This window comes from Rhizobium sp. LjRoot254 (assembly GCF_964254105.1).
GTDB lineage: Bacteria > Pseudomonadota > Alphaproteobacteria > Rhizobiales > Rhizobiaceae > Rhizobium_E.
Genome location: NZ_CAXUSM020000001.1, coordinates 1,281,214 through 1,303,765, shown reverse-complemented (window position 1 = coordinate 1,303,765; position 22,552 = coordinate 1,281,214). Strand labels below are relative to the sequence as shown.

The 22,552-nt window shown below is 60.7% G+C and carries 21 protein-coding genes and 1 tRNA gene; 8 read left to right on the top strand and 14 right to left on the bottom strand.

The features are described 5' to 3' along the window. Nucleotides 1-93 precede the first annotated feature (93 nt). From ACSQ26_RS06435 to ACSQ26_RS06425, 3 genes are all read right to left on the bottom strand, one after another. Nucleotides 94-735 carry a LuxR C-terminal-related transcriptional regulator gene (locus ACSQ26_RS06435; protein ID WP_436007382.1) on the bottom strand — a complete coding sequence of 214 codons (642 nt, stop codon included), beginning with the start codon at nucleotides 733-735 and terminating at the stop codon, nucleotides 94-96. A 136-nt stretch (nucleotides 736-871) separates the two neighbouring features. After that, entirely contained in the window at nucleotides 872-2,500 is a 1,629-nt protein-coding gene (locus tag ACSQ26_RS06430) for an MFS transporter (RefSeq protein ID WP_436007380.1), read from the bottom strand. A gap of 197 nt (nucleotides 2,501-2,697) precedes the next feature. Next, nucleotides 2,698-3,597 (bottom strand): LysR family transcriptional regulator, encoded by a 900-nt coding sequence (locus ACSQ26_RS06425; RefSeq protein WP_436007378.1) that lies wholly within the window; start codon nucleotides 3,595-3,597, stop codon nucleotides 2,698-2,700. 191 nt (nucleotides 3,598-3,788) lie between these two features. On the opposite strand from ACSQ26_RS06425, the gene ACSQ26_RS06420 reads away from it, so the two are divergent. Further along, entirely contained in the window at nucleotides 3,789-5,105 is a 1,317-nt protein-coding gene (locus ACSQ26_RS06420) for an MFS transporter (protein WP_436015129.1), read from the top strand. A gap of 62 nt (nucleotides 5,106-5,167) precedes the next feature. On the opposite strand, the gene ACSQ26_RS06415 is transcribed toward ACSQ26_RS06420, so the two are convergent. Continuing rightward, nucleotides 5,168-5,806, bottom strand: a complete 639-nt coding sequence (locus tag ACSQ26_RS06415; RefSeq protein WP_436007376.1) for an outer membrane protein — start codon at nucleotides 5,804-5,806, stop codon at nucleotides 5,168-5,170. 308 nt (nucleotides 5,807-6,114) lie between these two features. Here ACSQ26_RS06415 and ACSQ26_RS06410 point away from each other — a divergent pair, with 308 nt between their 5' ends. Beyond that, nucleotides 6,115-6,306 carry a hypothetical protein gene (locus tag ACSQ26_RS06410; RefSeq protein ID WP_436007374.1) on the top strand — a complete coding sequence of 64 codons (192 nt, stop codon included), beginning with the start codon at nucleotides 6,115-6,117 and terminating at the stop codon, nucleotides 6,304-6,306. Between the two features lie 137 nt (nucleotides 6,307-6,443). Here the strand turns inward: ACSQ26_RS06410 and ACSQ26_RS06405 are convergent, their stop codons facing one another. Further along, nucleotides 6,444-7,559 carry a porin gene (locus ACSQ26_RS06405; protein ID WP_436007372.1) on the bottom strand — a complete coding sequence of 372 codons (1,116 nt, stop codon included), beginning with the start codon at nucleotides 7,557-7,559 and terminating at the stop codon, nucleotides 6,444-6,446. Between the two features lie 404 nt (nucleotides 7,560-7,963). Between ACSQ26_RS06405 and ACSQ26_RS06400 the strand changes: the two genes are divergently transcribed. The 4 genes from ACSQ26_RS06400 to ACSQ26_RS06385 all read left to right on the top strand — a co-directional run bounded on the left by ACSQ26_RS06400 (nucleotide 7,964) and on the right by ACSQ26_RS06385 (nucleotide 15,120). Next, on the top strand, nucleotides 7,964-9,697 hold the full coding sequence (locus ACSQ26_RS06400) for an adenylate/guanylate cyclase domain-containing protein (RefSeq protein ID WP_436007370.1): 1,734 nt from the start codon (nucleotides 7,964-7,966) through the stop codon (nucleotides 9,695-9,697). 337 nt (nucleotides 9,698-10,034) lie between these two features. Then, nucleotides 10,035-11,723, top strand: a complete 1,689-nt coding sequence (locus ACSQ26_RS06395) for a SulP family inorganic anion transporter (RefSeq protein WP_436007368.1) — start codon at nucleotides 10,035-10,037, stop codon at nucleotides 11,721-11,723. A gap of 1,028 nt (nucleotides 11,724-12,751) precedes the next feature. Further along, nucleotides 12,752-14,134: a DUF3300 domain-containing protein gene (locus tag ACSQ26_RS06390; protein WP_436015127.1), complete on the top strand. Its 1,383-nt coding sequence runs from the start codon at nucleotides 12,752-12,754 to the stop codon at nucleotides 14,132-14,134. A gap of 26 nt (nucleotides 14,135-14,160) precedes the next feature. Then, nucleotides 14,161-15,120 carry a DUF2950 family protein gene (locus ACSQ26_RS06385; protein WP_436007366.1) on the top strand — a complete coding sequence of 320 codons (960 nt, stop codon included), beginning with the start codon at nucleotides 14,161-14,163 and terminating at the stop codon, nucleotides 15,118-15,120. Nucleotides 15,121-15,210: 90 nt separating this feature from the next. Here ACSQ26_RS06385 and arsK read toward each other — a convergent pair whose 3' ends face one another. From arsK to ACSQ26_RS06360, 5 genes are read right to left on the bottom strand one after another with little or no spacing between them, the layout of a single operon-like run. Next, nucleotides 15,211-16,446 (bottom strand): arsenite efflux MFS transporter ArsK, encoded by a 1,236-nt coding sequence (arsK, locus tag ACSQ26_RS06380; protein WP_436007364.1) that lies wholly within the window; start codon nucleotides 16,444-16,446, stop codon nucleotides 15,211-15,213. After that, nucleotides 16,418-16,852, bottom strand: a complete 435-nt coding sequence (gene arsC, locus ACSQ26_RS06375; RefSeq protein ID WP_436007362.1) for an arsenate reductase (glutaredoxin) — start codon at nucleotides 16,850-16,852, stop codon at nucleotides 16,418-16,420. The genes arsK and arsC overlap by 29 nt, the downstream gene beginning before the upstream one ends. Then, the gene (locus ACSQ26_RS06370; RefSeq protein ID WP_436007360.1) at nucleotides 16,849-17,538 is read right to left on the bottom strand and encodes an aquaporin; all 690 of its coding nucleotides are present in this window, start codon (nucleotides 17,536-17,538) and stop codon (nucleotides 16,849-16,851) included. Before ACSQ26_RS06370 ends, arsC begins: the two co-directional genes overlap by 4 nt. Beyond that, nucleotides 17,535-17,702, bottom strand: coding sequence for a hypothetical protein (locus tag ACSQ26_RS06365; RefSeq protein ID WP_436007358.1), 168 nt, complete (start codon nucleotides 17,700-17,702; stop codon nucleotides 17,535-17,537). The genes ACSQ26_RS06370 and ACSQ26_RS06365 overlap by 4 nt, the downstream gene beginning before the upstream one ends. Then, complete coding sequence (locus ACSQ26_RS06360) at nucleotides 17,699-18,055, bottom strand: ArsR/SmtB family transcription factor (protein WP_436007356.1); 357 nt, start codon at nucleotides 18,053-18,055, stop codon at nucleotides 17,699-17,701. The genes ACSQ26_RS06365 and ACSQ26_RS06360 overlap by 4 nt, the downstream gene beginning before the upstream one ends. 42 nt (nucleotides 18,056-18,097) lie before the next feature. On the opposite strand from ACSQ26_RS06360, the gene ACSQ26_RS06355 reads away from it, so the two are divergent. After that, nucleotides 18,098-18,631: a DUF6428 family protein gene (locus ACSQ26_RS06355; RefSeq protein WP_436007354.1), complete on the top strand. Its 534-nt coding sequence runs from the start codon at nucleotides 18,098-18,100 to the stop codon at nucleotides 18,629-18,631. 9 nt (nucleotides 18,632-18,640) lie between these two features. Beyond that, nucleotides 18,641-19,192, top strand: a complete 552-nt coding sequence (locus tag ACSQ26_RS06350) for an N-acetyltransferase family protein (protein ID WP_436007352.1) — start codon at nucleotides 18,641-18,643, stop codon at nucleotides 19,190-19,192. 179 nt (nucleotides 19,193-19,371) lie between these two features. Here the strand turns inward: ACSQ26_RS06350 and ACSQ26_RS06345 are convergent. From ACSQ26_RS06345 to ACSQ26_RS06330, 4 genes are all read right to left on the bottom strand, one after another. Then, a tRNA-Lys gene (locus ACSQ26_RS06345) sits at nucleotides 19,372-19,447 on the bottom strand. A gap of 126 nt (nucleotides 19,448-19,573) precedes the next feature. Beyond that, on the bottom strand, nucleotides 19,574-20,473 hold the full coding sequence (locus tag ACSQ26_RS06340; protein WP_436007350.1) for a PhzF family phenazine biosynthesis protein: 900 nt from the start codon (nucleotides 20,471-20,473) through the stop codon (nucleotides 19,574-19,576). Beyond that, nucleotides 20,473-21,213 carry an NUDIX hydrolase gene (locus tag ACSQ26_RS06335; protein ID WP_436007348.1) on the bottom strand — a complete coding sequence of 247 codons (741 nt, stop codon included), beginning with the start codon at nucleotides 21,211-21,213 and terminating at the stop codon, nucleotides 20,473-20,475. The genes ACSQ26_RS06340 and ACSQ26_RS06335 overlap by 1 nt, the downstream gene beginning before the upstream one ends. Beyond that, on the bottom strand, nucleotides 21,210-22,319 hold the full coding sequence (locus ACSQ26_RS06330) for an endonuclease/exonuclease/phosphatase family protein (protein ID WP_436007346.1): 1,110 nt from the start codon (nucleotides 22,317-22,319) through the stop codon (nucleotides 21,210-21,212). The genes ACSQ26_RS06335 and ACSQ26_RS06330 overlap by 4 nt, the downstream gene beginning before the upstream one ends. Nucleotides 22,320-22,552 lie beyond the last annotated feature (233 nt).

Below are 22,552 nucleotides of genomic sequence, written 5' to 3'. Positions count from 1 at the left end.
GGCCGTACATCTGGGTATGCCCTTCGCCAATCGCCTCTGCCCTGAACGAAAACCTGCTCCGGCAGAACCGGTTCCATTTCAATGCAAGGGGCTCTAAACCAGCTTGCGCCGGCGCTCCTTGGCGTAGAGTGCTACGGCCATGGCGCGATTGCGCACCTCGAGCTTGTCGTAGAGATTCTTGAGGTGGTATTTCACCGTATTCTCGGAAATTCCGGTGCGACTGGCGATCTGGGTGTTCGACCAGCCGTTGGCGAGCATGCCGAGCAGTTCCGCTTCGCGCGAGGTGAGGTGCTGGAAAGGGGTATTGGTGACCTTCGACAACACGGTGTAGGGAATGCAGATGCGCCCCTTCATGACCGCCGTCAGCGTTGCGAAGAGGATCTCCGGATCCTCGAACTGGTAGCAGAGCCCGTTGACGCCCATGCGGATCGTCTCGGTGACCACGGCGGAATTCTGCGTATCGGCGAAAAGAACGATCCGCGGATCGAAACCGTGCCGCCCCAGATCGGCCATCACATCGGGCGCCTCCGCATCGGCGAGTTGCCAGCCGAGCAGCACGCAATCAGCCTCGACATAGGCCAGCTTCTCGCAGAGTTCGACCGATGACCGCGCCGTGTCGGCAACGGTAAAGCGCGCATTTTCGGCGAACAATCCGCGCAGCGCGGCAATGACGAGGGGATTGCGTTCCGCGATCAGAACGCGCCCTGCCACTTCCTGCGATGCGGATGATGCCATGCGTCGCTCCTCCCAAGCGCCGACACTTTCGACTAAAGAGGAATCTAACATCGAGGAATAGTCTCATGCACCCGTGCTGCGACGGATGTTATTCTAAAATACCCGATAATGCGACGCGCGATCAGCCAGCGCACGATCAATGCGGCTCGATCGGCATCTGGTGGAAGACATCGCCGGCGGGAGGGATGACCTGGCGCTCGATCATGCGGTGCACGTCGGGCAATCCACCACCCTGGTGCAACTGGCGCAGCCGGTCCAGATTTTCCGCATCGGCTTTGGTCCGTCTGATATTGTGACGGACGTAATCGACCCAGGTCGGCGTGTGATAGGTTTCCGTCCAGCGCTGGGGATTTTGCAGATCCCGCATCAAGGCCCATGCCTGGGCTCCATCGCGAATGCGGATGCGCCGTCGTTCGACCATCAAATCGAGAAACTCGGTCTGGTCTTCGTCGCGGATTTCGTAGACCACTTGAATGGCGATCGGACCACTGCGCGGCAGGATATCCAGCTGTAGTTCAGGCTCCCTGAATATGTTCAACGGATCAAGATCGAGGGATGCCAGAAGTGGCATCGGCAGAGCGAAGCCAATCAGCAACCCGCCCGCAGTGACGATGGCGGCAATCGAAAACGAATTGCCGACGCCATAATTTTCGGCAAGGCTACCCCATAGCCAGGCGCCGGCTGCCATGCCGCCGAACGTCGCCATCTGGTAAAAGGACAAGGCCCGGCCCACGACCCAACGCGGCGTCGAAAGCTGAACGATCGTGTTGAACAGCGAGAGCGCCATGACCCAGCACCCGCCCGCGATAACGACTGCGATCCCGATCAGGACGATATTGCCGGTCGCGCCCATGATGGCTTCACTCAGCGCAAAGCCGGCAAAGGAGCAGCGGACGATCGTCTCGCTTGTCATCCGCTCACGCAGACCCGTGTTGAAATAAGCGCCCGCCACGGCGCCCAGGCCGAAGCCTCCGAGCATGAGACCATAGGTCAGCGGACCGCCGCCGATGATGTTGCGCGCAACGACTGGCAACAGCGCCAGGATCGCCACCGCCGAGAAGCCGAACACGAAGCCGCGCGTAAACACCTTGAGCAGGTTCGGCGACATCGACACATAGCGCAGCCCGGCCGCGATCGCCTGGCCGATCTCCTCACGCGGCAGCGTCCTGGCCTCCCTTGGCGGCGTCCATCGCAGAAGGACGGCGACAAGCGCCACGTAGCTCGCCGCGTTGACCAGGAATGCCGCCGCCGCCCCGCCGATGGCAACAATGGCGCCGCCAATCGCCGGCCCGACACTGCGGGTAAGGTTGAAGCCCATCGAGTTCAGCGACACCGCCCCCGCCACGTCGTCGCGCGGAACCATGTCGCCGACCGACGCCTGCCATGCCGGATTGTTGAGCGCTGTGCCGCAGCCGAGGAGAAACGTGAATGTCAGCAGGAGCCAGGGCGAAATCCAGCCGAGATAGGCAGCGGCGGCAAGCAGAGCGGACACCGAGAACAGGAAGGCCTGCGCTATCAGCATCACACGCTTACGATCGAAGTTATCGGCAACCGCGCCCGCGACGAGCGAGAACATCATGATCGGCAACGTCGTCGAGGCCTGTACCAGTGCGACCATGTTTTCGGATGATGTAATCGAGGTCATCATCCACGCAGCGCCCACGCCCTGGATCAGCCCACCAAGGTTCGACACGATGCTCGCTAGCCAGATATTGCGAAACGTGTCGTTCGAAAGGGGCGCAAGAAAGGGTCTTCTATCGGGCATGGCATGTTTCCGGCGAACTGGCTTCGCCCGTGGGGTCGCTGTACTCGCCCATGTAGCATAATCCCGTCTCGATTCGCTTGCTACGTCGGCCGCCGCGGATATCGAACACATCGTTGGCGAACCTCACCCCAGGCAAGGATTTTGTGGATGCCAGTCCGCGCAGGTTTGACAGGTGACGCCGGGAGGCAGGCCCGCATTCAGTTCATCGAGTGGAACGTCTCGAAAATCAACGCCCTCAGCCAGCGATGAATGGGATCCGCGTCCATCCGGGGATGCCACGCCTGAACGATATTGAAAACCGGCACGGCGACTGGCAACTCGAAGGTCCTGATCTCCCCCATCGGTGCGGCTTTGCAATAGGACTTCGGAACCGATCCGATCAGATCGGATGCCGCGGCAACGGCGATCACCGCTGGGAAGCTTGGTACGATCAGTCTGACGTCACGGGAAAGGTTCAATTCGGCGAGCGCCCTGTCGACCGGACCGGCAAAGTCCGCATACGGCGAGAAGAGCACGTGCCCCAAGGCGGCATAGCGCAGGGCCGTTATGGGCTCTCTGTCGAAAATCGGGTGCCCCGTCCGTGCGACGCCGATATAGCGATCCTCAAAAAGGGTCTGGCAACGCAGTTCCCCGCTGTCCCGCGGAAGGACCCCGATATCCAGATCCACGACCGCATCCCTCAAGGACTGAACGTCCTTATCCGATCGCGGTGCGAAGCGTAGCCTTATCCCCGGCGCAGCGGTGGCCACGGCGGCGCTAAGAACCGCGGCGAAGAGCAGCACGAATGCTTCATTGGCACGGATCGTGACATCACGCCGCACCTCCCTGATATCCACGGTCGACGGCGGACTGAGCACCGTTTTCACGGCGTCTTTCAACGAATGCACCTCCTCGGCAATTGCCAGGGCATGGGGTGTCGCAACCATGCCGCGTCCGGCCGGAACGAGGATCGGATCACCCAGCGCGGTCCTCAACCGCGACAGCGTCCGGCTCATCGCTGATGTGCTGAGGCCAAGACGGCGGGCGGCCGCCGTGACGCTCCGCTCGCTGAGCAACGCGTCAAGTGCCACCAGGAGGTTGAGATCGAGATCAGACATGGCTCAATTCTATGACCGCATGGCGTTCCACGCAATGGTCAATTGATTCTGTTGCGTCTGGCGCGAGCCATTGGCAAAGTCTAGGTAATGGGGCGTCCGATAATGCCTGGAGTTTTTCCATGTCCCTCACCGATACCGCACCGGTTTTTCAAGACGGTCTCGCTTCGCCTCGGCGATACCTCGCTGTCGCCATGTTGCTTCTGTCCATCGTTCTCGTCGTCTTGGACGGTGCCATTGCCAATGTCGCCCTGCCCGCGATCGCGCGCTCCTTGCATGCAGAGGCCGGTAGCACGGTGTGGGTCGTCTCGGCCTACCAGCTGGCCGTGCTCGTCGCCATTCTTCCATGTGGTGCGCTGGGTGAAATCTACGGCGCGCGGCGGGTCTTCCTCATCGGCGTCGCGTTGTTCACCGTCACGTCCGCAGCCTGCGCCTTCGCGGGCAACCTTCCACTGCTGATCCTTGCGCGTTTCGCGCAGGGCCTTGGCGCAGGCGCGATCATGGCACTTGCGATGATGAACCTGCGCTCGGCCTTGCCGCAGCACATGCTGGGTCCCATCATCGGCGTCAACGCCATGGTCATCGCAATCTCGGCCGCTGCCGGCCCGGGCATTGCCGGCGTCATTCTTTCCGTCACGACCTGGCCCTGGCTGTTCGCGGTGAACATACCGCTCGGCGCCATCATTCTTCTGGGCGGCGGCCTGCTGGGTCAAACCCAGGGCGTGAAGCGAAAGCTCAACGCCAGGGCGCTACTGGCCAACACGCTGATGTTCATCCTTTTCTTCTGCGGCGCCGACCGGATAGCGACAGCGCCACTGAGCGGCGCGGCCCTCATCGCCGCCGCCTTGGCCTGTCTCTTTGTCCTGCTGCGCCTCGAACGGAACAGCGAGGCCCCGATCATTCCCACGGACCTCTTGTCGATGCCAGCGTTCCGCGTTTCGGTCATCGCCTCGATATTCTGCTTCTGCGGACAGATGCTGAGCTATATCGCGCTGCCCTTCTATCTCGTGCACACTTTGCACATGACGCCGGTTCAGGCCGGTCTCTACATGATGCCCTGGCCGGCCGCGACCGCAATCATCGCACCCATTTCGGGACGCCTGGCGAACCGCGTCAAGACCGCGTGGCTTTGCGCCATCGGTGGGGCACTGCTCGCCGTTGGCTTGATGGTCGCGGCTCTCAGCCCTCCCGATCCGAGAGCCATCGCGTTTGTCGTCGGTACGGTGATCTCCGGCCTCGGCTTCGGACTGTTCCAGACGCCGAACAACCGCATTCTGCTTCTGTCGGCACCGAAAGCCCGAAGCGGCGCGGCAGGCGCCATGCAAGGTACCGCGCGGCTTCTCGGCCAAACCCTGGGCGGGATTTCCATGTCGATCATCTTCGCGACGCTGCCGCTCTCGGTCGCGCTCGAATTTGCGGTCATCATGTCGGCTGGCTGCGCGGCAATTGCCAGCCTGGTGAGCCTGAGTCGGGCACGCTACGAATTAGTAGCACAGCCCGGAACAGCCTGAGAGAACAGTAAAAAAGCCCCGCAGCGACGCTCCGGGGCTAGTTGGGAGACAGAGGTGCGTTCTCAGAACTTGTAGGCTACGCCGATCGTCGCCGTATGCTGGTCGAGATCTACTTTGACGCCTCCAAAGTTCCTATCGCTGTAGTCCGTATAGCGATACTCAGCGCGAACGAAGACGTTGTCGGTCACGGCGTAATCGATGCCTTTTCCAATTGTCCAGCCATTGAAGTTCCGGTCCCAATTCTTACCGGGTGTCTGGTCGACGTGGGCATTCGTCATCGCCCAGCCGCCTGTGACATAAATGAGGACACGATCGAACGAATAGCCCAGGCGAGCGCGCAGAGATCCAGACCAATCGGTGCCTACGTCGCCTCGCACTCCGCCTACGCGGTAGTTGTTGTCATTCCAGTTGTAGTTGATATCGCCCTCGGCGCCAATGACGAAATTATCGAACGTGAAATTGTAGCCGATAAATTTGCCGACGAATCCACCGTTGAAGTCCTGGTCCGCGCTGTCGCCGTCGGCACTGAATTCACCATTGAGCCATGAGCCGCCAGCCTGGATACCGATATAGGCACCCGACCAATCGAACGCGGTCACTACCTCGGTTGCAACGGGCTCGGGGGGAGCCTCGACCATGTCAGCAGCGAATGCCGGAATTGCAAGGGCGGATAGCAGTGCAGTCAAAACCAAGGTCTTCATTTTTGTGCTCCTATTGCTAGATTAAGAATATTAGCAAATACACAGAAAGGCTATGACAGAAATGTCACACCTGTCTCGTAGATTGCAGCATGACTCAGATTTCGTCGTTTCCATTGCCTCGTTCCCAGCGTGGGGTAGCCGGACAAAACCCAACGAAGGGCCTGAATTTCAGCAGGTACAGCGCGTTTCTCAGACCATCGCCTGCCACACAACCCGAAGCCGGATTGTACGAAACCGCACCAAATACAAAGCAGTTGGAACAGTCGATCGGCCCTGTCGTTTAGGCGAAATCATGTGGAGGGCTTTCGATGCAAGATGATCGGATCGCAATGGAATTGCGTGCCGTGGTTGCGCAGCTTGATACGGTGCGGCGCGGACTGATGGCCGACGAACCGCGTCGCCGGACCTACCTGCGGGCGGTCAAGGCACAACAGGACGCCCAGAGCCTGCTTGAGCAAATCGAGGAAAAGAAGACCTACTTCCGTTTCGCCGCTGCATGATGCCTCACGCGGAGCATCATTGGCGGGAAGACGTCAGCGTCCGATCACGCAAGTGCTTTCCAATGCCTCGAGGCTCTCTGCCGTCAACGCAGCGAACAGGGCCTGGAGTGGCTACTGTTCGAGCAACATTACAGCGATCAGAACTCGCGCTGAAAGCGCAGCATGCCAGCCTTGGTGTCGGAGCCCTTGTCCGGGTTGAAGTAGATGCCTTCGGCGAGAACCGAGAAGCCCGAGGCAACCTGCCAGTTGACGTCGCCGACCAGGCGCCAGTCGCCATTGTCGAACCACTGGATGTCCTTCGCGACATAGACGCTTTCGGTAACCTGGGCCGAGAAGCTGGCGATGGCGCTGAAGCCGTCATAGGCGAAGTAGATGTTTTCCGAGCTGGTCGAATAAAGGCCGTAGAACGTGAAGCCGTATTTATCGATGTCGGCCTTGAACACCTTCTTGAAGGCGAAGGATTCATCGGATTCGTCATAGGCAATCGCCGCACCGGCCTGATAATTGCCCCACGTGCCCATGAAACCACCGGAGATATCCGGCAGGTACTGGCGACCACGCTTGCCGGCGACGCCGTCGCCGTCATGATCTTCCGGCTTGTAGAACTCGTCGGCATCGTTATCGAGCGAGATGAAGGCCTTGATGCTGCCGAAGTCGGCCGTGTAGCTCACATACTGGCGCGAATCCGGATAGTTGAAATCGGTCGAATAGATGCTGCCGTCGTCGGTGCGGCTGCCGTCGCCCATGAACTTCGCCCACAGGCTGTCGTAATTGCCGAATTCGAGACCGCCGATGCCGAAATAGAAGTAGTAGGTCAGGTAGCTGTTATTGCCGTCGCCATAGATGTTTTCGCCGTTGTTGACGGAGTCACTCTGGATACGAAACCAGCTGAAGGCGGTGCCCCATTCGGTATCGTTCTTGGCTTCGGTATCGAGCCGGAGGCGCGTGTGGTTGTCATAGGAATCCTTCGTCGTGACGGGGGTGATGCCGTCGCGCTTGAACATCAACGCACCGTTGCGGTCATACTTTTCAGTGCCGTCGGAGGAGAAGCGCTTTTCATAGCGCAACTCGCCACGAATCTTCAGGCAGGTCTCTGTGCCTGGGATGTAGAAGAAGCCGGTGCCGTAGGCATCGCAGACGCGGACATATTCCATCGGTTCCGGCTCGGCGGCAACGACCGCGTCGGCGGCCTGGGCGCCGGAGACAACTGCCAGAGCAGCGGCGGAGCCGAGAAGCAGGCTCTTGATGTTCATGGTATTGGTCCCCCTCGATTGAGCATTCAGAACAGGCTGGAACAGAGAGGCCTCCCGCAGGCCTGGAATCTCACTCCGCGTTCAAGAATCTACTGCCCGAACGGCGCGGTAGCCAAACGGAATTGAGTCACCCTCCGCTCACGGGCTCTAATATACGATGTAACAGTTGCGCTTGTGCAACTAACCCCACGTTAGCCGACCTGCACCAAGGCAAGACGCTGCCCGCCACCGTCGCAACACCAGACCCATCCGGCATTGCCCCCTCGAACGGAATTACCGATCGCTTTCAACCGCAAACAGATTTGTGTTACAACAACACAGGCGGGGTTGAGGTGCGTGCGCGCACCGGGGGACTGGACATTTCAAATACGCTCACTCGGAACCTGAGGAGTCTTTCCGGCTCCATGATCAAGCAGTCGATCAGGAGGCGGATCGTTGCAATCGCGGCCGGGCTGATTGTCCTCATGATGGCGACTTCGGTACTGTCGATGGTGATGGTCGGTCGCGTCGGCAACCTGCTCGACGAACTGACCGCCAGGTATAATCCGGCCAACGAACATCTGATACGGATTGATACCCTCTCGTTGGAAAGAGCGCTGGCGCTCAGGCGCATGGTGATCGCCAGGATGCAGGAACCTCCCGATGAGGCCGGATACAAGGCGCGCAAGCAACTGTACGAATCCAAAGGCGCCGAAGTCGACGCGCAAGCCCGCGCGGCGCGCGATCTGATCAACGCAATCATTGCAGATACGAATACGCCCTCGAACAATGCAGCGCTGGCACGCATCGAGAGTCGGATCGACAGCTTGATGACCGACGGCCGCAGCCTCCTCATGCGGGAAACTGCCGAACTGCTTGCGGCCCTCGACACACGCGATTTCGCCGTTGTGAGAGACCGCCTTGCTCGCGTCGACGTGCTGCGCGACGAACTATCCCGAAAAATCGAAGTGCTTCGCAACGAGATGGTGCAGGAAAGCTATGCCGCGATCGCGACGATCAGGGCTGAGCAGTCCCGGGCGGTCGTGATCTCTGCGCTCGCTACCGTGCTTGCCGCGGTCGTCGGGTTGATCTTCGCCAATCTCGTCAGCGGCGGCATCATTCGCTCGGTCCGGCAATTGCTGGAAGGCACGCGCGCGGTGGAAGCCGGCCATCTCGATCAATCCATCGATATCAGGACGCGCGACGAAATCGGCGAACTGGCTGGCGCGTTCAACCGGATGGTCGTGCAGTTGCGCGACAACCAGCGCGTCCGGGAGACGTTCGGCAAATACATCGATCCGCGCGTGGTCGAAGGTCTGATCGACCGCCCCAACCTGACCGCCGCCGAAGGTCAGCGCCGATTGATGACGGTGCTGTTCTGCGATCTCAAGGGATTTACCAGCTTGAGCGAAGGCCTTGTCCCGCAGGGTCTGGTCAAAATCATGAACCGCTATTTTTCATTGATGTCGGAGCCGATCCGGTCCAATCGTGGCATCATCGACAAATATATCGGCGACGGCATCATGGCCTATTGGGGCCCTCCTTTCGTCGACGAGGCCGATCACGCGCGCCTTGCAAGCCTGGCTACGCTGGAAATGATCGAGCATATAGAAACCCTGCGCCGGGAAATCCCGGATCTGCTGGGTGTTCGCGGCACGCCGATGGAAAGATGCGATCTCAGGATTGGTGTTGCGACGGGTGAGGCGCTCGTCGGGAGCATCGGCTCCGATGTCATGATGAGCTACACCGTCATGGGCGATGTCGTCAATCTCGCCTCGCGGCTGGAGGGCGCCAACAAGGCTTACGGCACGCGCAATCTGGTATCCGCCAACACGATCGCTGCTGCGGGCGCCGCGGTCGAGTTTCGCGAGATTGACCGCATCGTCGTCGAGGGCCAGACGCGTCCGGAGGTCATATTCGAGATCCTTGGACGTTCGGGCGAAGTGACCCCTGAAAGACTGGCGTCACGGGATCAATACGGACGAGCACTCGCAGCATACCGCGAACGCCAATGGGACGATGCTCTCGGCGCCCTCGGGTCGTCACTGAAGGCCGTTCCCGGTGACGGGCCGTCGCTCTGTCTGCTGGCTCGCGTCGAAAGCATGAAGACGAACGGCGTGCCCGCAGGCTGGGACGGCTCGTGGCACGTACAAAAATAAGAGTGGGGCGCCGGCAATCACAAAGACGGAGATCGACGAGGCGCTCCCGGCGCGCAAATTGGCTTTCCATAGCCGGCTAATATATGCTACCATTGATCGTTGAATAAGGCTGTCACAATTGAACTGCTCTTGAATTGACACCCCTGCCTGCCCCCCTGAGACAAACCTGCGAAGTGCTGTGCGACGGCTGAAGCAGGCATGATACAGCTGATGCGATATTCGTGTAGGGATCACACGGGATGTCGTCCTTCGTTTATTCGCGGAACGCGACCGTCATGCCTTCAAGTCATTTGAGATGGCTCCTTGGTGCCTTCCCACCAACATGGATGAACGCCCCATGCTAACCCTTCCGTTCATTTCCAGCATGCGAGGATATCGCGCCGAATGGTTTCGGTTGGATGTGACTTCCGGATTGGCGATCGCGGCAGTCGGCCTCCCAAGTGCAATCGCCTATCCGGCCCTCGCCGGCCTGCCGCCGGAAATCGGCATATATGCCAGCATCATAGCGGTTCTCGGCTATGCCCTGCTCGGCTCGTCGCGGCAACTGGTCGTCGGTCCGGATGCGGGAACGATGACCGTGCTTGCTGCGGTTCTGGCTTCATACAGCCTCGCCTCGACGTCCGAAGCCGTCGTAGCCTCGGCGGCGATCGCTGTGATCGTCGGACTTCTATGCTTCCTGGCAAGCTTTCTCCGGCTCGGCTTCATCGCCAACCTCCTTTCCCGTCCGATCCTGACGGGCTTCATGACCGGCATTTCACTGTCGATCCTCATCGGCCAGATCGGCCGCTTCACCGGCGTCAAGATCGAGAGCGACGGCCTGTTCGCCCCGATCGCCGAAATCATTTCCAAGGTGGGCCAAATTCACTGGCCTTCGCTGATCCTCGGTCTCGCACTATTCCTCCTGCTCCGGCTGCTTGGCAGGTGGCGGCCGTCCATTCCGGGTCCTTTGGTCGCTGTGGTGCTGGCAACCGTTTTGTCGTACCTGCTTGATTTCAAGGCAATGGGAATCCGGGTCGTCGGCACCATTCCGTCCGAATTGCCATGGCCGTCGATACCGCTTCCGAATGGCGTGCCTATCACCGATCTCGTCGTTGGCGCAGTCGCCATCCTGATCGTCAGTTTTGGATCCGGCATTGTGACGGCGCGAAGCTTCGGCGCGAAGAACAAATACCTGGTGGATGCAAATCGCGAGCTTCTCGGATTTGGCGGTGCAAATCTCGCCTCGGGCCTGTTTGGCGGCTTTGCCGTGACCGCCTCGGACTCGCGTACGGCGGTCAACGACATGATGGGCGGCAAAACGCAGCTGGCTGCCGTGGCCTCGGCAATAGCGCTTATCCTCACCGTCCTGTTCCTGACCGAGGCACTGGCTATCCTGCCCACGCCGGCGCTGGGCGCCGTTCTCGCCTCCGCCGCGATAAGTCTGATGGATTTCAAGGCCCTGCGGGAACTCTGGAAAGTCAGCAGGACAGAGTTCCTGTTCGCCCTCATCAGCATTGCCGGCGCGGTGGGCTTCGGTGTGCTGAAGGGGGTAATCGTCGCGGTCTGTGCCACGCTGCTCTACATACTCATGAAAGGGATGCAGCCACGCGACGCGCAATTGGGCCGCATTTCGGGACGGGAAGGCTTCTACAAACTTCATCGTTACGAACAGGCCAAACCCGTTCCCGGCATGGTTATCTACCTGCTCCAGGGCAACTTGCTGTTCTTCAACGTCGAACATGTCAGGTCCAGCATCGAGAACATCTTTGCTACGCTGGCACCCGGCACCAGGACTTTCATCTTCGATGCCGGCGCCGTCTCCTATATCGACAGCACCGCATCGGTGATGCTCGATGACATCAGAACTCTCGCCGCCGAGCGCGGCATGGGATTTGCGATCGTGGAACTCCACAGCGAACCTCTCGAGATGCTGGAGCGCACCGGTGTCGTCGCAAGAGTCGGAGAAGCCATGATATTCGACGATCTTGAGGCAGCCGTGAAAGCGCTCTCGTCAGCTCCGCAGCCGCCGGCAAGTGTACCAGCTTGACATAGATTGGCTGAAACAAAGGGGCATCGGCACGCTACGTGCGACAAGCCGCAATTCAGGCATGACTTGATCAACCGAAAACAGGGCAGTGTGGCGCTATGCAGCTTAACATCGCAGATGGTTTCGACGGCCCGAAAAAGGGTAAGAACCACGGTCTCAGGCTGGCGAAGGATGCCCATGTGCTCCGGCCGATGCCCGATCTTCGCCCGCATCAGTGCCACTGGCCGGTCAACGAGGACTGGTCGCAGATCGGCAAGTTTCTGTTTGCTGCCGACCCATTGACGGCGCATCGCCCTATTGCGCCCATCACCACAGCATCGCCGTCAAGCACCCTATTCACGAGAGCCGGCGCCCGACGACTTCGCCATTCGCGTTGAGGCACCTCGCTCGCGCCCGAAGATGAGCTGCGATGCCAATCCCAGCCCAAAACCCCGCATTCCAGCATTTGCGAGGTTCCTTCAACCTGAACCCACCTGTCGGGGATAGAGTGTGAAGTCGAAGCGGCCAGTCACCTGCAGTGGATCTCAGCGACAATTCAATTTGCTGTCGCGTGACGATCGACCCAGAGCATTTTTACCATCTCGACCTTAGACGGTCTTTGCTGCTTCTCCCTTCCAATTTGAACCAGGGTGTAACAGGCATGATACGTCGATGTAACCGTAACGTACTTCCATCCCGCTACTGTTTGCGCAACGTGTGGGCCTTAATGCAGGACGCGATCTGGCGGCCAACCACACGATGCGACGCGAAGGTGGGTCACCCAATCGTCACTCCGTTATGGGTGTAGGCGTTCGCGTCTGCGGGCCGAAGTCTCAGCGATCGCACAGATTGTCCAGGAGCATCAGATGGTGATTGCCCATTGCAACAGCGCCCAGATGGGCCTGCTCACCCTGCAGGCGCGGCCTGATCGCAACCGGCATTGCGCATTCGTGGACGGAATGAACAGTCAATTCTTGGGAGATACCGAAATGTCTTCACGTTGGAACCTCAATCTCGACCCTTGGCGGATTATCGCCTTCATTTTCATGATGGCGCTCATCGTAGCGCCAACGTTTCCGGCCCGGGCGCAGACCGCGACTGACCAACAGGCCACAGCCGAGTCCGAGGCCCCCGTACTGCTCGAAGAGGACGAGCTCGAGGTTCTGGTGGCGCGCATCGCGCTCTATCCGGACGATCTCCTGGCGCTGGTCACTTCGGCATCGCTCTATCCCGTCGATATTATCGATGCCCAGCGATACCTGGAGAAAAAGAAGTCCAAGCCCTCACTGACACCGAAGACGAGCTGGGACGGTAGCGTGATCTCGCTGCTGAACTACCCCGACATCGTCAAGATGATGAGCGACGATCTCGACTGGACCCAGTCGCTCGGTCAGGCAATCGCCAACCAGCAGAAGGACGTGCTCGACGCCATCCAGCAGCTGCGCGACGAGGCGGTGGCGAAGAACATCATCAAGACCGACGACAAGATCAAGGTCGTATATGAAGAGAGCAACGTGGTGATCCAGCCGGCAAGCCCGGAAAAGATCTACGTGCCGCAATACGAACCGCAGATGCTCTACGAGCCGGACTATGTGGCCGCCCCCATCTCCTACTACCCGGAACCCTATCCCTATTACTATTACCCCGATGCCCCCTATTTCACGGGCTTCGTGACCGGTGCGATCTGGGGTGCAGCGGTGAACTGGGGCTACAATGGCGGCATCTGGGGCGGCAATTGGGATGGCAACAAGGTCAAGGTCGATTGCAACAAGTGCTTCAACAACATCAATGGCAAGGTCAACTGGAACGATGTCGACTGGAAGAACGTCGATCGTAACAATATCAAATTCGACCGAAACGAGTTCAACCGGAACAACCACCGGGACTTCAATGACCGTCGTCGCGACAACGCCCGCAACGATGTCGCCAACCGGGCCAATTCGATCCGCAACAATGGCAACCGGGTCAACAATCGTTCCAACCGCGTCTCGACCAACGACATCCGCGCATCGAAGAACAGGGTGAACGTCAACAACAATATCAACGTCAACAACAGCCGCAACGACAACAGGAAAGTCAACGCGAACAACAATAACAATCGTGTCAATGCGAACAACAACCGCAATAGGCAGGATAACATCCGGAACAATACGTCCAATAGAGGCAAGAACAACACCAACATCAATCGCACGAAGAAACAGAACACGGCAGCCAACCGCCAGAACGTCAATCGCAACAAGGCCAATACGAACCGCAACGTCAGCCGCCCGGGCCACTACAAGGACCAGCGTCGCAGGCCCTCGGCCTATGGCGACGTCCGCAGCGGCCGCAAGAGCAATTCGTACTCGAACCGCGGCCGGAATTCCATGAGTTCGCATAGAGGTGGTGGCCGACAGCAGATCCGGCGCGGCGGCGGCGGTCGCCGGCGCTAGGCACGTAGCAAGTTAGGAGAACGAACATGACCTCGAAAATCCTGAAAACAATCCTGCTCGCCACGGCCGTATATGCGTTCGGCGCTGGTGGAGCGATGATCCCACAGGCAATCGCCGCGGAAAAGGCACCGATGATGGAGATGGTTTCGGAGGAGGCACCGCCTTCTTTCGCCACACCGGAGGAAGCCGTTGCCGCGTTCAAGGCGGCGGTCACGGCGAAGGACAAGGACAAGCTGGCCAACCTGCTCGGGCTCGATCCCGCCAGGGCCAAGGCCTCCGACGATGCCGACGAAACGGTCGACCTCATCGCCGAGGGTGTCGCCAAGAGCCTCATTGTACGCGATGTCGACGGCGCCAAGATCCTCGTCATCGGCGAGAAGCTCTGGCCAATGCCATTCCCCCTGTCGAAAGAGGAAAACGGCAAATGGTCCTTCGACACGTTCGAGGGGCTGCACGAGATCGTCGCACGCCGGGTCGGCGAGAACGAACTCAATACCATCGCGACCATGCTCGAATATGTCGATGCGCAAAACACATACGAATCCGAGGATCGCGATGGCGACGCCGTGCGCGAATATGCCCAGAAGCTGATCTCGAGTGATGGCGCACACGATGGCCTCTACTGGGAAACCGAACAGGGCGATATCGATGAAGTCAGCCCCGGTGGCGCGGCCCTTGCCGATGCCGAATTTCAGAAGGCAAAGGCCGGCGACGGCTATTTCGGCTACAGGTTCCGGATTCTGACCGCGCAGGGTGCCAACATCGCCGGCGGCCAGTTCAACTACATCATCAACGGCAACATGATCGCCGGTTTCGGGCTTGTCGCCTGGCCGGTGAAGTATGGCGAGACCGGCATCCATACGTTCGTCGTCAACAAGGAAGGCATCGTCTACCAGGCGGACCTCGGCGCGGACACTGAGAAGCTGGCGAGCAATATCAAGACCTTCAATCCGGGGGATGCCTGGGAAATAGCCGAGGAGGAGTAGCGGCCGTCACCATCTGGCGTCCGATATTTCGAATCTGGCGACAGGCAAGCTGCCCACACCAGGCCATGAACGGCCAATACGTTGCGCCGTTCAAGAACCGCGTCGGCTTGCTGCGCGTTTGCTTACGAGAACAATGGCAAGAAATGCGAGGATTCCAAGTGCACCAAGTCCGGCGTTGATGGCGAGCGTTCCGCCCATCCCAATGCCGGACGCGAGGAACGAGAAGGTAAAGGGCGCCGCCGCGCCGGCGATCAGCCTGACCGCCGCCATCCGGCCCGTCAGCGCGCCATAGCCTTCCGAACCGAACAGCCAAAGCGGCAGAGATCCCAGCGCAATGCTGTTGATGCCCGACCCCAATCCCAGCATCAGCGCGAACGCCACGGCACCCGGGAACCAGGTTCCGGAGAGCTGTAATACAACGACCGCGCCGACGATCAGCACTGCCGACAGCATCGCCAACGCTGGCGGCATAAGGCCGCTGCCGAACAGCATGTTGATGAGGCGGCTGGCGACCTGCGCCGGGCCGAACAACGCCCCGACCATCACGGCGGTAGCTCCGAAGCCAATGGAGGTAAGCATGGGCACCATGTGCACCAGAACCGCCGACAGCGTGAAACCCTGCAGCGCGAAGGCGGCCGCAACGAGATAAAAGCCGCGCCGCCGCTGTGGGGGTGTAAGCGCACCGATAACCGGGGCCGGTGCAAGGGCCGGATCCATGTCCCGCGCGGTGCGGCGATGGCGTGTCATCCAGGCATGCAGCGGCAGGCAGAGGGCGAGGTTCAAGCCGGCATAGATGAGATAGATTTCCCTCCAGTTGAAATAAGCATGCAGGCCCGTGGTAATGGGCCAGAACAGAGTCGAGGCAAACCCCGCAAGCAGCGTCAGGTAGGTGATGCTGCGGGCGGCCGAGCGCGGGCGGATCTCCACCAGGGCCGCAAACGCGGCCTGATATTGCACCATACCCGAGGCGATCTCGAGCAGCACGAGGCCCAGGGTGAAGACGATCATGGACGGCGACCAGGCGCACAAGGCAAGCGTCAGCGCGGCGATCGCCGAGCCGATCGCCATCAGCGTGGCGGCGCCGAAACGGTCCATCCAGCGGCCGAGCCAGGGAGCGGCGATGCCACCCACCAGCAGCGATGCGGAGAATACCGCGAACACATGCTCGAGCGACCAGCCGAGATCGCGCGCGATGTCCGGTGCCAGGATGCTGAAACTGTAATAAAGGGTGCCGTAGCCTATGATCTGGGTCAGGCCCAGCGCCAGGACCACCGCGACCGGAACGCCATCGCGCTGTTCACGCAATACGCCGGCCCTGATCGTCAAGCACCCGCTCGCCGTCTTCCTTCACAAAGCCCCTGGTGAAGGCATCGGCCGGAACGATGTCCAGCACGAGTTCGGAGGGCCGCGCCAGGCGCGTGCCCATCGGTGTCACGACGAAGGGCCGGTTGATCAGGATGGGATGCTTGAGCATCGCATCGAGCAACTGCGCATCCGCCAGGTCCGGATTATCGAGGCCCAGTTCCGCGTAGGGCGTGCCCTTTTCGCGGATTGCCTCTCGCACGGTCAGGCCGGCAGCGGCAATCATCGTCGCCAGTTGCTCGCGGGTGGGCGGCGCCTGCAGGTATTCGATGACGACGGGCTCGAGGCCGGCATGGCGGATCAGCGCCAAGGTGTTGCGGGACGTGCCGCAGTCGGGATTGTGGTAGATGGTGACGGGGAAGTCTCTCATGGTGGGTGTTCCGAAGGTTGAGCCGAAGACGATTCCGCAAGCAGCCAACCGGCCAACACCATCGCCAATAACGCACCGGCGCTTTCGGCGACGATGAAGCCTGGTACGTCGATCGGCCGGATCCCGGCGAAGGTATCGGAAAGCGCGCGCGCAATGGCAACGGCGGGATTGGCGAAAGAGGTGGAGGCAGTGAACCAGTAGGCGGCCGTGATATAGAGCCCCACCAGCCAGGGAATGGCCTCCCCGCGCATCTTGAGACCGAGCAGGATGGTGAGCAGCAGGCCGAAGGTGGCGATCGCTTCCGCGAGCCATTGCCCCAAGCCGGTACGCACCGTCGTGGCGACCTGAAACAGCGGCAGATCGAACATCGCATGCGCGATGAGCGTTCCAGCGACGCCGCCCAGGACCTGCATGGCAATATATGCGCCGGCATCGGCGACGGTCAGCTGGCGCCGCAGCGCGAACACCAGAGACACGACGGGATTGAAATGGGCACCCGAAATCGGCCCAAGCAGCGTGATCAGCACCACGAGCATCGCGCCGGTGGGGATGGTGTTCCCGAGCAGGGAGACGGCTGTGTCGTCGGAGAGCCTGTCGGCCATGATGCCCGATCCCACCACAGTGGCGACAAGCATCGCGGTGCCAAGGCCTTCCGCGACCAGCCGGCGCGACCGATCGTAGGTCATGCAGACAGCTCCCGGTGCAGCAACGCGGCCGAGGCCGGGCGGAGGCAGGCGGCTTGGCGGGTTGCCAGGATCGCGCCATCGGTGGGCAGGCCTTCCTCCATCGGTGCAGCATGGAAATCCGGCCCGGCGCCGGTCATGGGTTCGAGCCAGAGCGTCGTCGTCATTGCATCTGTCCTTTTGCAGAGGGTGAGCAACAGGCGGCGACGTCGCGGGCCGGCGCGCAGATTTCGGGATTTCCGGCGCAGCAATCCTCCATCAGGAAGCGAACCAAGGCGCCCAAGGCTTCGTAGCTGGCGGTGTAGACAATCGAGCGGGATTCCCGCTGTTGGCTGATCAGGCCGGCCCGTTCCAGTTCCTTCAGATGAAAGGAGACATTGGAGGGCGACACCTCCATTTTCTCGGCGATCGCGCCGGCCGCCATGCCGTCCGGTCCCGCGACCACCAACGTGCGGATGATCCGCAGCCGGGTTTCCTGGGAAAGTGCGCCGAAAGACATGAGGGCTTGACGTTCGTCCATATTTCAATAATCCTTGAAGTGTTGAAGCAAGGAGTAGCGCAGATGAACGCGATAGACAATACCCAGTTTGCCGTCACCGACATCACGCTCGGCACCCTGCTGGACGCCCTTGCCGGCCAGGCCCAGCTGCCGCTCATCTTCCACCATGACGGCGAGCCGATACGCGGCGGCTATCACGTCACCGAAGTGAAAGCGGGCGCGTTTTCTGCCCTGGATTGCGGCGCCAACCCCGAGGCCTGGTCGGAAATCTTCATCCAGCTGTGGGACATCGACGAAGACGAACGCACCCACATGAAATCAGGCAAGTTCGCGGCGATCGTGCGCAAGGTCTCCGAGCACGTCGCCCTGGACGGCACCGCCAAACTCACCTTCGAGGTCAGTGACGGCGTCCGGCCGATGCAGCTTTATTGCGCCGGCACCCCTGCCCTCAGCGATGGCGCATTGCATGTCGATCTGACGCCCCGCCCCGCCAGCTGCAAGCCGCGCGACCGTTGGCTCGCCGGCCAGGTTGAAACAGTGCCGGCCGCGTGCTGCGCACCCTTCGCCGAGGGGTCGTCGGGCAAATGCTGCGGTTGACATGATTCCATGGTATCTGCCTTTGAAATCATCGACGGGCCGACCATGGACATAGAGATTTTCGACGCCGAGCGTGCTGCCCGGCATCTGGAGCACTTCGCCGACATCCTGCGGAACGCGGTCCATGGCGGCGCCCTGGTCGGCTACATCCTGCCATTCGAGCTTGATGCTGCCCGCGCCTATTGGCGCGGTGTCATCCAATCCGTTGCCGATGGCGAACGGGTCCTGATTTGCGCGCTGGTCGGCGGTGACCTCGCGGGCACGGTCCAGCTCTATCTGTCGCCCGAGCCGAATGCGCCGCACCGTGCCGAGATCTACAAGCTGCTGGTACATCCAGCGCACCAGCGCAAGGGCCTCGGCGAGGCGCTGATGCGCGCGGCCGAAAAGGAAGCCCTGCGCCACGCCCGCACGGTGCTGCTGCTCGATACCGCGCAGGACAGCGCCAGCGAGCGTATTTATCGCCGCTTGGGCTGGCAGGAGATCGGCGTCGTGCCCCGGCACTTCGTGGATCCACACGGCGAGCCGCGAAGCTCGGTCTACATGATGCGTTTCCTGGATTGAGAGCGCCCGCCAAACGCCGGCTCTGGAAAATCTCTTCAGCGAAGATGGGGCCTGCGATCGATATTTAGACGAGCAAGCGAGGGCGTTGCCAGCGTTAGCCTTCGAAGGGTCGATAACCCTTTGAATTTCCGCCAACTTACTGAGACATGAGAGAATCTGGGCCCGAAGGCCAGACTGTTTGGTGGGTGCTGTAGGGTTCGAACCTACGACCCGCTGATTAAGAGTCAGCTGCTCTACCAACTGAGCTAAGCACCCGCCGGACGGCGATATCTGCCGTCTGACGGGGCGTATAGCCGGGATGGATTGGCTTGGCAACCCCGCTCGTTCAAAAAAATCCGGAAAACACCAGCACCCGGAAAATTCGTGATTTAGGCAAGCAAATCAAAGGAAAAGGCTTCCCGAGGCGATCTTCACCGCGCGACCGCCTATTCGCGCGCGCTGGACCTGTTGGTTCTTGATTTCGAGATGCAGGTCGATATGCGAGGGCCTGCCCATTTCCACGCCTTGCTCGATGACGAGCGCGTGGTGGCCGTCGGCGAGCGCGTCGAAATGCAGGATGGCACCGCTCATGGCCGCCACGGCCCCGCCGGTCGCCGGATCCTCGGCAGTGCCCATGTCGGGTGCGAACATCCTGGCATGAAAGCTCGCCCGGTGGTCCACGCCGCCCCGGCAATAGACATAGGCCGCCGATGTCTTGCCGAGTGCCGCCGTCCAGCGGCCGGGATCGAATGCGATACTGCCGGCGGCGGCCATGTCCCTCACCGGCACCATGACGAAGGGCACGCCGGCGCTCCACACCGAAGAGCGGTGGTTTTCGAAGCCGAGATCCGAGACGCTGAGGCAGAGAGCATCGGCGACCTTCTGCGGATCGATCGTCGATGACAACTGCTCGGATCGTTTCGGCAGGTCGAACTCGGCGAAGCCCGCCTGACCCGACAGAAGCTTCACCGCACAACGCACGGGCCCGACATTTTCCTCGAGCACGCTGACCAGGTCCGCCTCGCCGCCGTTATGGTTCAGTTCCGCGAGCGCTACGGCGGTGCCGACGGTCGGATGGCCGGCGAAGGGCAGTTCGCGGCCGGGCGTAAAGATCCGCAGACGCGCGCTGTGGGCGGGGTTCTCGGGCGGCGTCACGAACACCGTCTCGGACAGGTTGAATTCCCGCGCGATCGCCTGCATCCGGCTGTCGGAAAGCCCCTTGCCGTCGAACACGACGGCGAGCGGATTGCCCACCAGCCTGTCCGATGTGAAGACGTCATAGATGGCATAGGGGCGGGACATCATCGGTTCCTCTCGGTAAACAGCCATTTCAGGATCGGCGGCATGAAGGGCGAATAGTTCTCGGCCGTAGGGTCGGCATTGCGGATTGCGATCGCCGCGGCAATCTCGGGCTCCGGGTCGGCGTCGATATGCGCCTGGATATCGTCAAGTAACTCCATTTCGTTGCGGGCATCGTGGAAAATGCGGAAAACCGCCACGCTGTTGAGGAGATGCACAGCCCAATATTCCGGTTCGGCTCTCATTGCCGCAAGGTCAAGGCCGGTTTCCTCGAGTGTCTCACGCCGCATATTGCCATCCAGATCGCAAAACCCGTCCGCAATATCGTGCTCGTCGATCGAGCCGGCCGGCGCGTAGACCCGACCCGGATTGGCAGTGGTTTCGGCCATGCGGATCGCGATCAGGGCGCCATCGCTCGAAAAGATCATCGGCATGCCGAAAAGATGATGGCCGCCGTCGCTCCGCCCCGCCGCACGCCAGTGCAAGAAAGCCGAATAAGGCACGATGTGGCCGCGGCCATCGACATGGCCGTCGGAGAAGCCGAGTTCGCGCTGAAACACCATTTTTCCATCGAAGAGATTGGGATTGGCGGCAACCTCCTGCTGCCAGTGCCGGGCAATCGCCGGCCCATTGGCGGAGAGCCAGGGATGCGCGCCTTCGAGGACCTCCAGCCTGAGCGACGACACTGGGAAGACAGAGAATTCCGGCGGAAAGCCCGCCGATGTCAAAACCGACGAACTCATGGAATTTCCAGCTCGATGACGACAGGGCAATGGTCGGAGGCCTTCGGCCGGTCCCAGCCGATACGCGGGAAACGTTCCACGTCCTGGCCTGGTGGAAATGGCGTGCGGTAGGGCTGGCCGTTGCGGATGATGTCGGGCACCGCTTTCGGATTGGCCGCCGCCAGACCGCGCGACAGCCAGATGTAATCGAGCTGGCAGAGATGGCGCTCGATCAGCCCGCGCGCATGAAAGAGTGTCCAGCGGTCGTTTTCCGGCCGGCGCGCCACCGCGTTCTCGGCAAATCCATCCGCCGAGAAGACATCGAGCGCCGATTGCTCCCCCCGCATCGGGGTAAAGGTAAAACCCTCGCGCTTCGAGCCGGAGATCACCAGCTTCTCCTGGTAGTCGTTCATGTCGCCGCAGATCACGAAGTTCTTGGCTGCGGCGTGCTCGCCGCCGAACCGCGCCTCGATAATGTGGCGCACCGCGCGCGCCTCCGCCGTCCTGAGCGGCATGGTCGCCACACGTCCGTCGAGACCGTCGCGCGGCGAATTCATCGATTTGAGATGCAGCGCATAGATGGTCAGCGGCCTTCCGCCGATCCGCACATCGATCTCGAGGCAATCGCGACGGAAGATCTTGTCATCCGGCTTTTCCGTGTCCGCGAGACTCGGGTCGAACAGTCCGAACTCCTGGAACGTGGTCGTGGCATGGGTGCGTATGCCGACGAACTCGATCGGCTCGCCGTCGCGAGTCGTCTCGCGCATCATCACGGCCACATCGATTCCGCGCGAATCATTACCTTCAATCAGGTATTTCTGGCGATAGCCCTCGCCCATCATCCGGTAAAGATAGCCGAATTCGAAGGCATTGAGCGCCTCCAGGCTCTCGACTTCCTGCAGGCAGATTATGTCGGCATCGGCTTCCGCGATGGCGAGAGCCGTCAACTGGCGCGTGTCGTCGGTCAGCGAAATCATCCGCGCCTCTTCCATGCGCTGATAGGCTGCCTCATTGCCGATTGCATAGAGCCTGAGCACGCGGTCGCCACGAAGCTGGTTGCGAAAACCGGTGAAATCGAAGCGTGTCAGCAGGTTTTCTATGTTGAACGTCCCGATCCTGACCGCCATGCTGTCTCCCGTATCTGCGATGCGCAGTCTCTATAGCACGACCGCGTGCCGAGGCCAGCGGCGCGGCACCCTGCCCGGCAATTTGACGTCTCGACTGGTGTTTGCACCCAGCGGGCGAGCCCAACAAGTATTGTTCCGCTCATGGGTTGAATAAACGTGCCGGAACGCATGGAATTCGTGACGCAACGCAATAGACAATCGACCGAAAGTCACTTTTCCGCCAGCAACGCCGC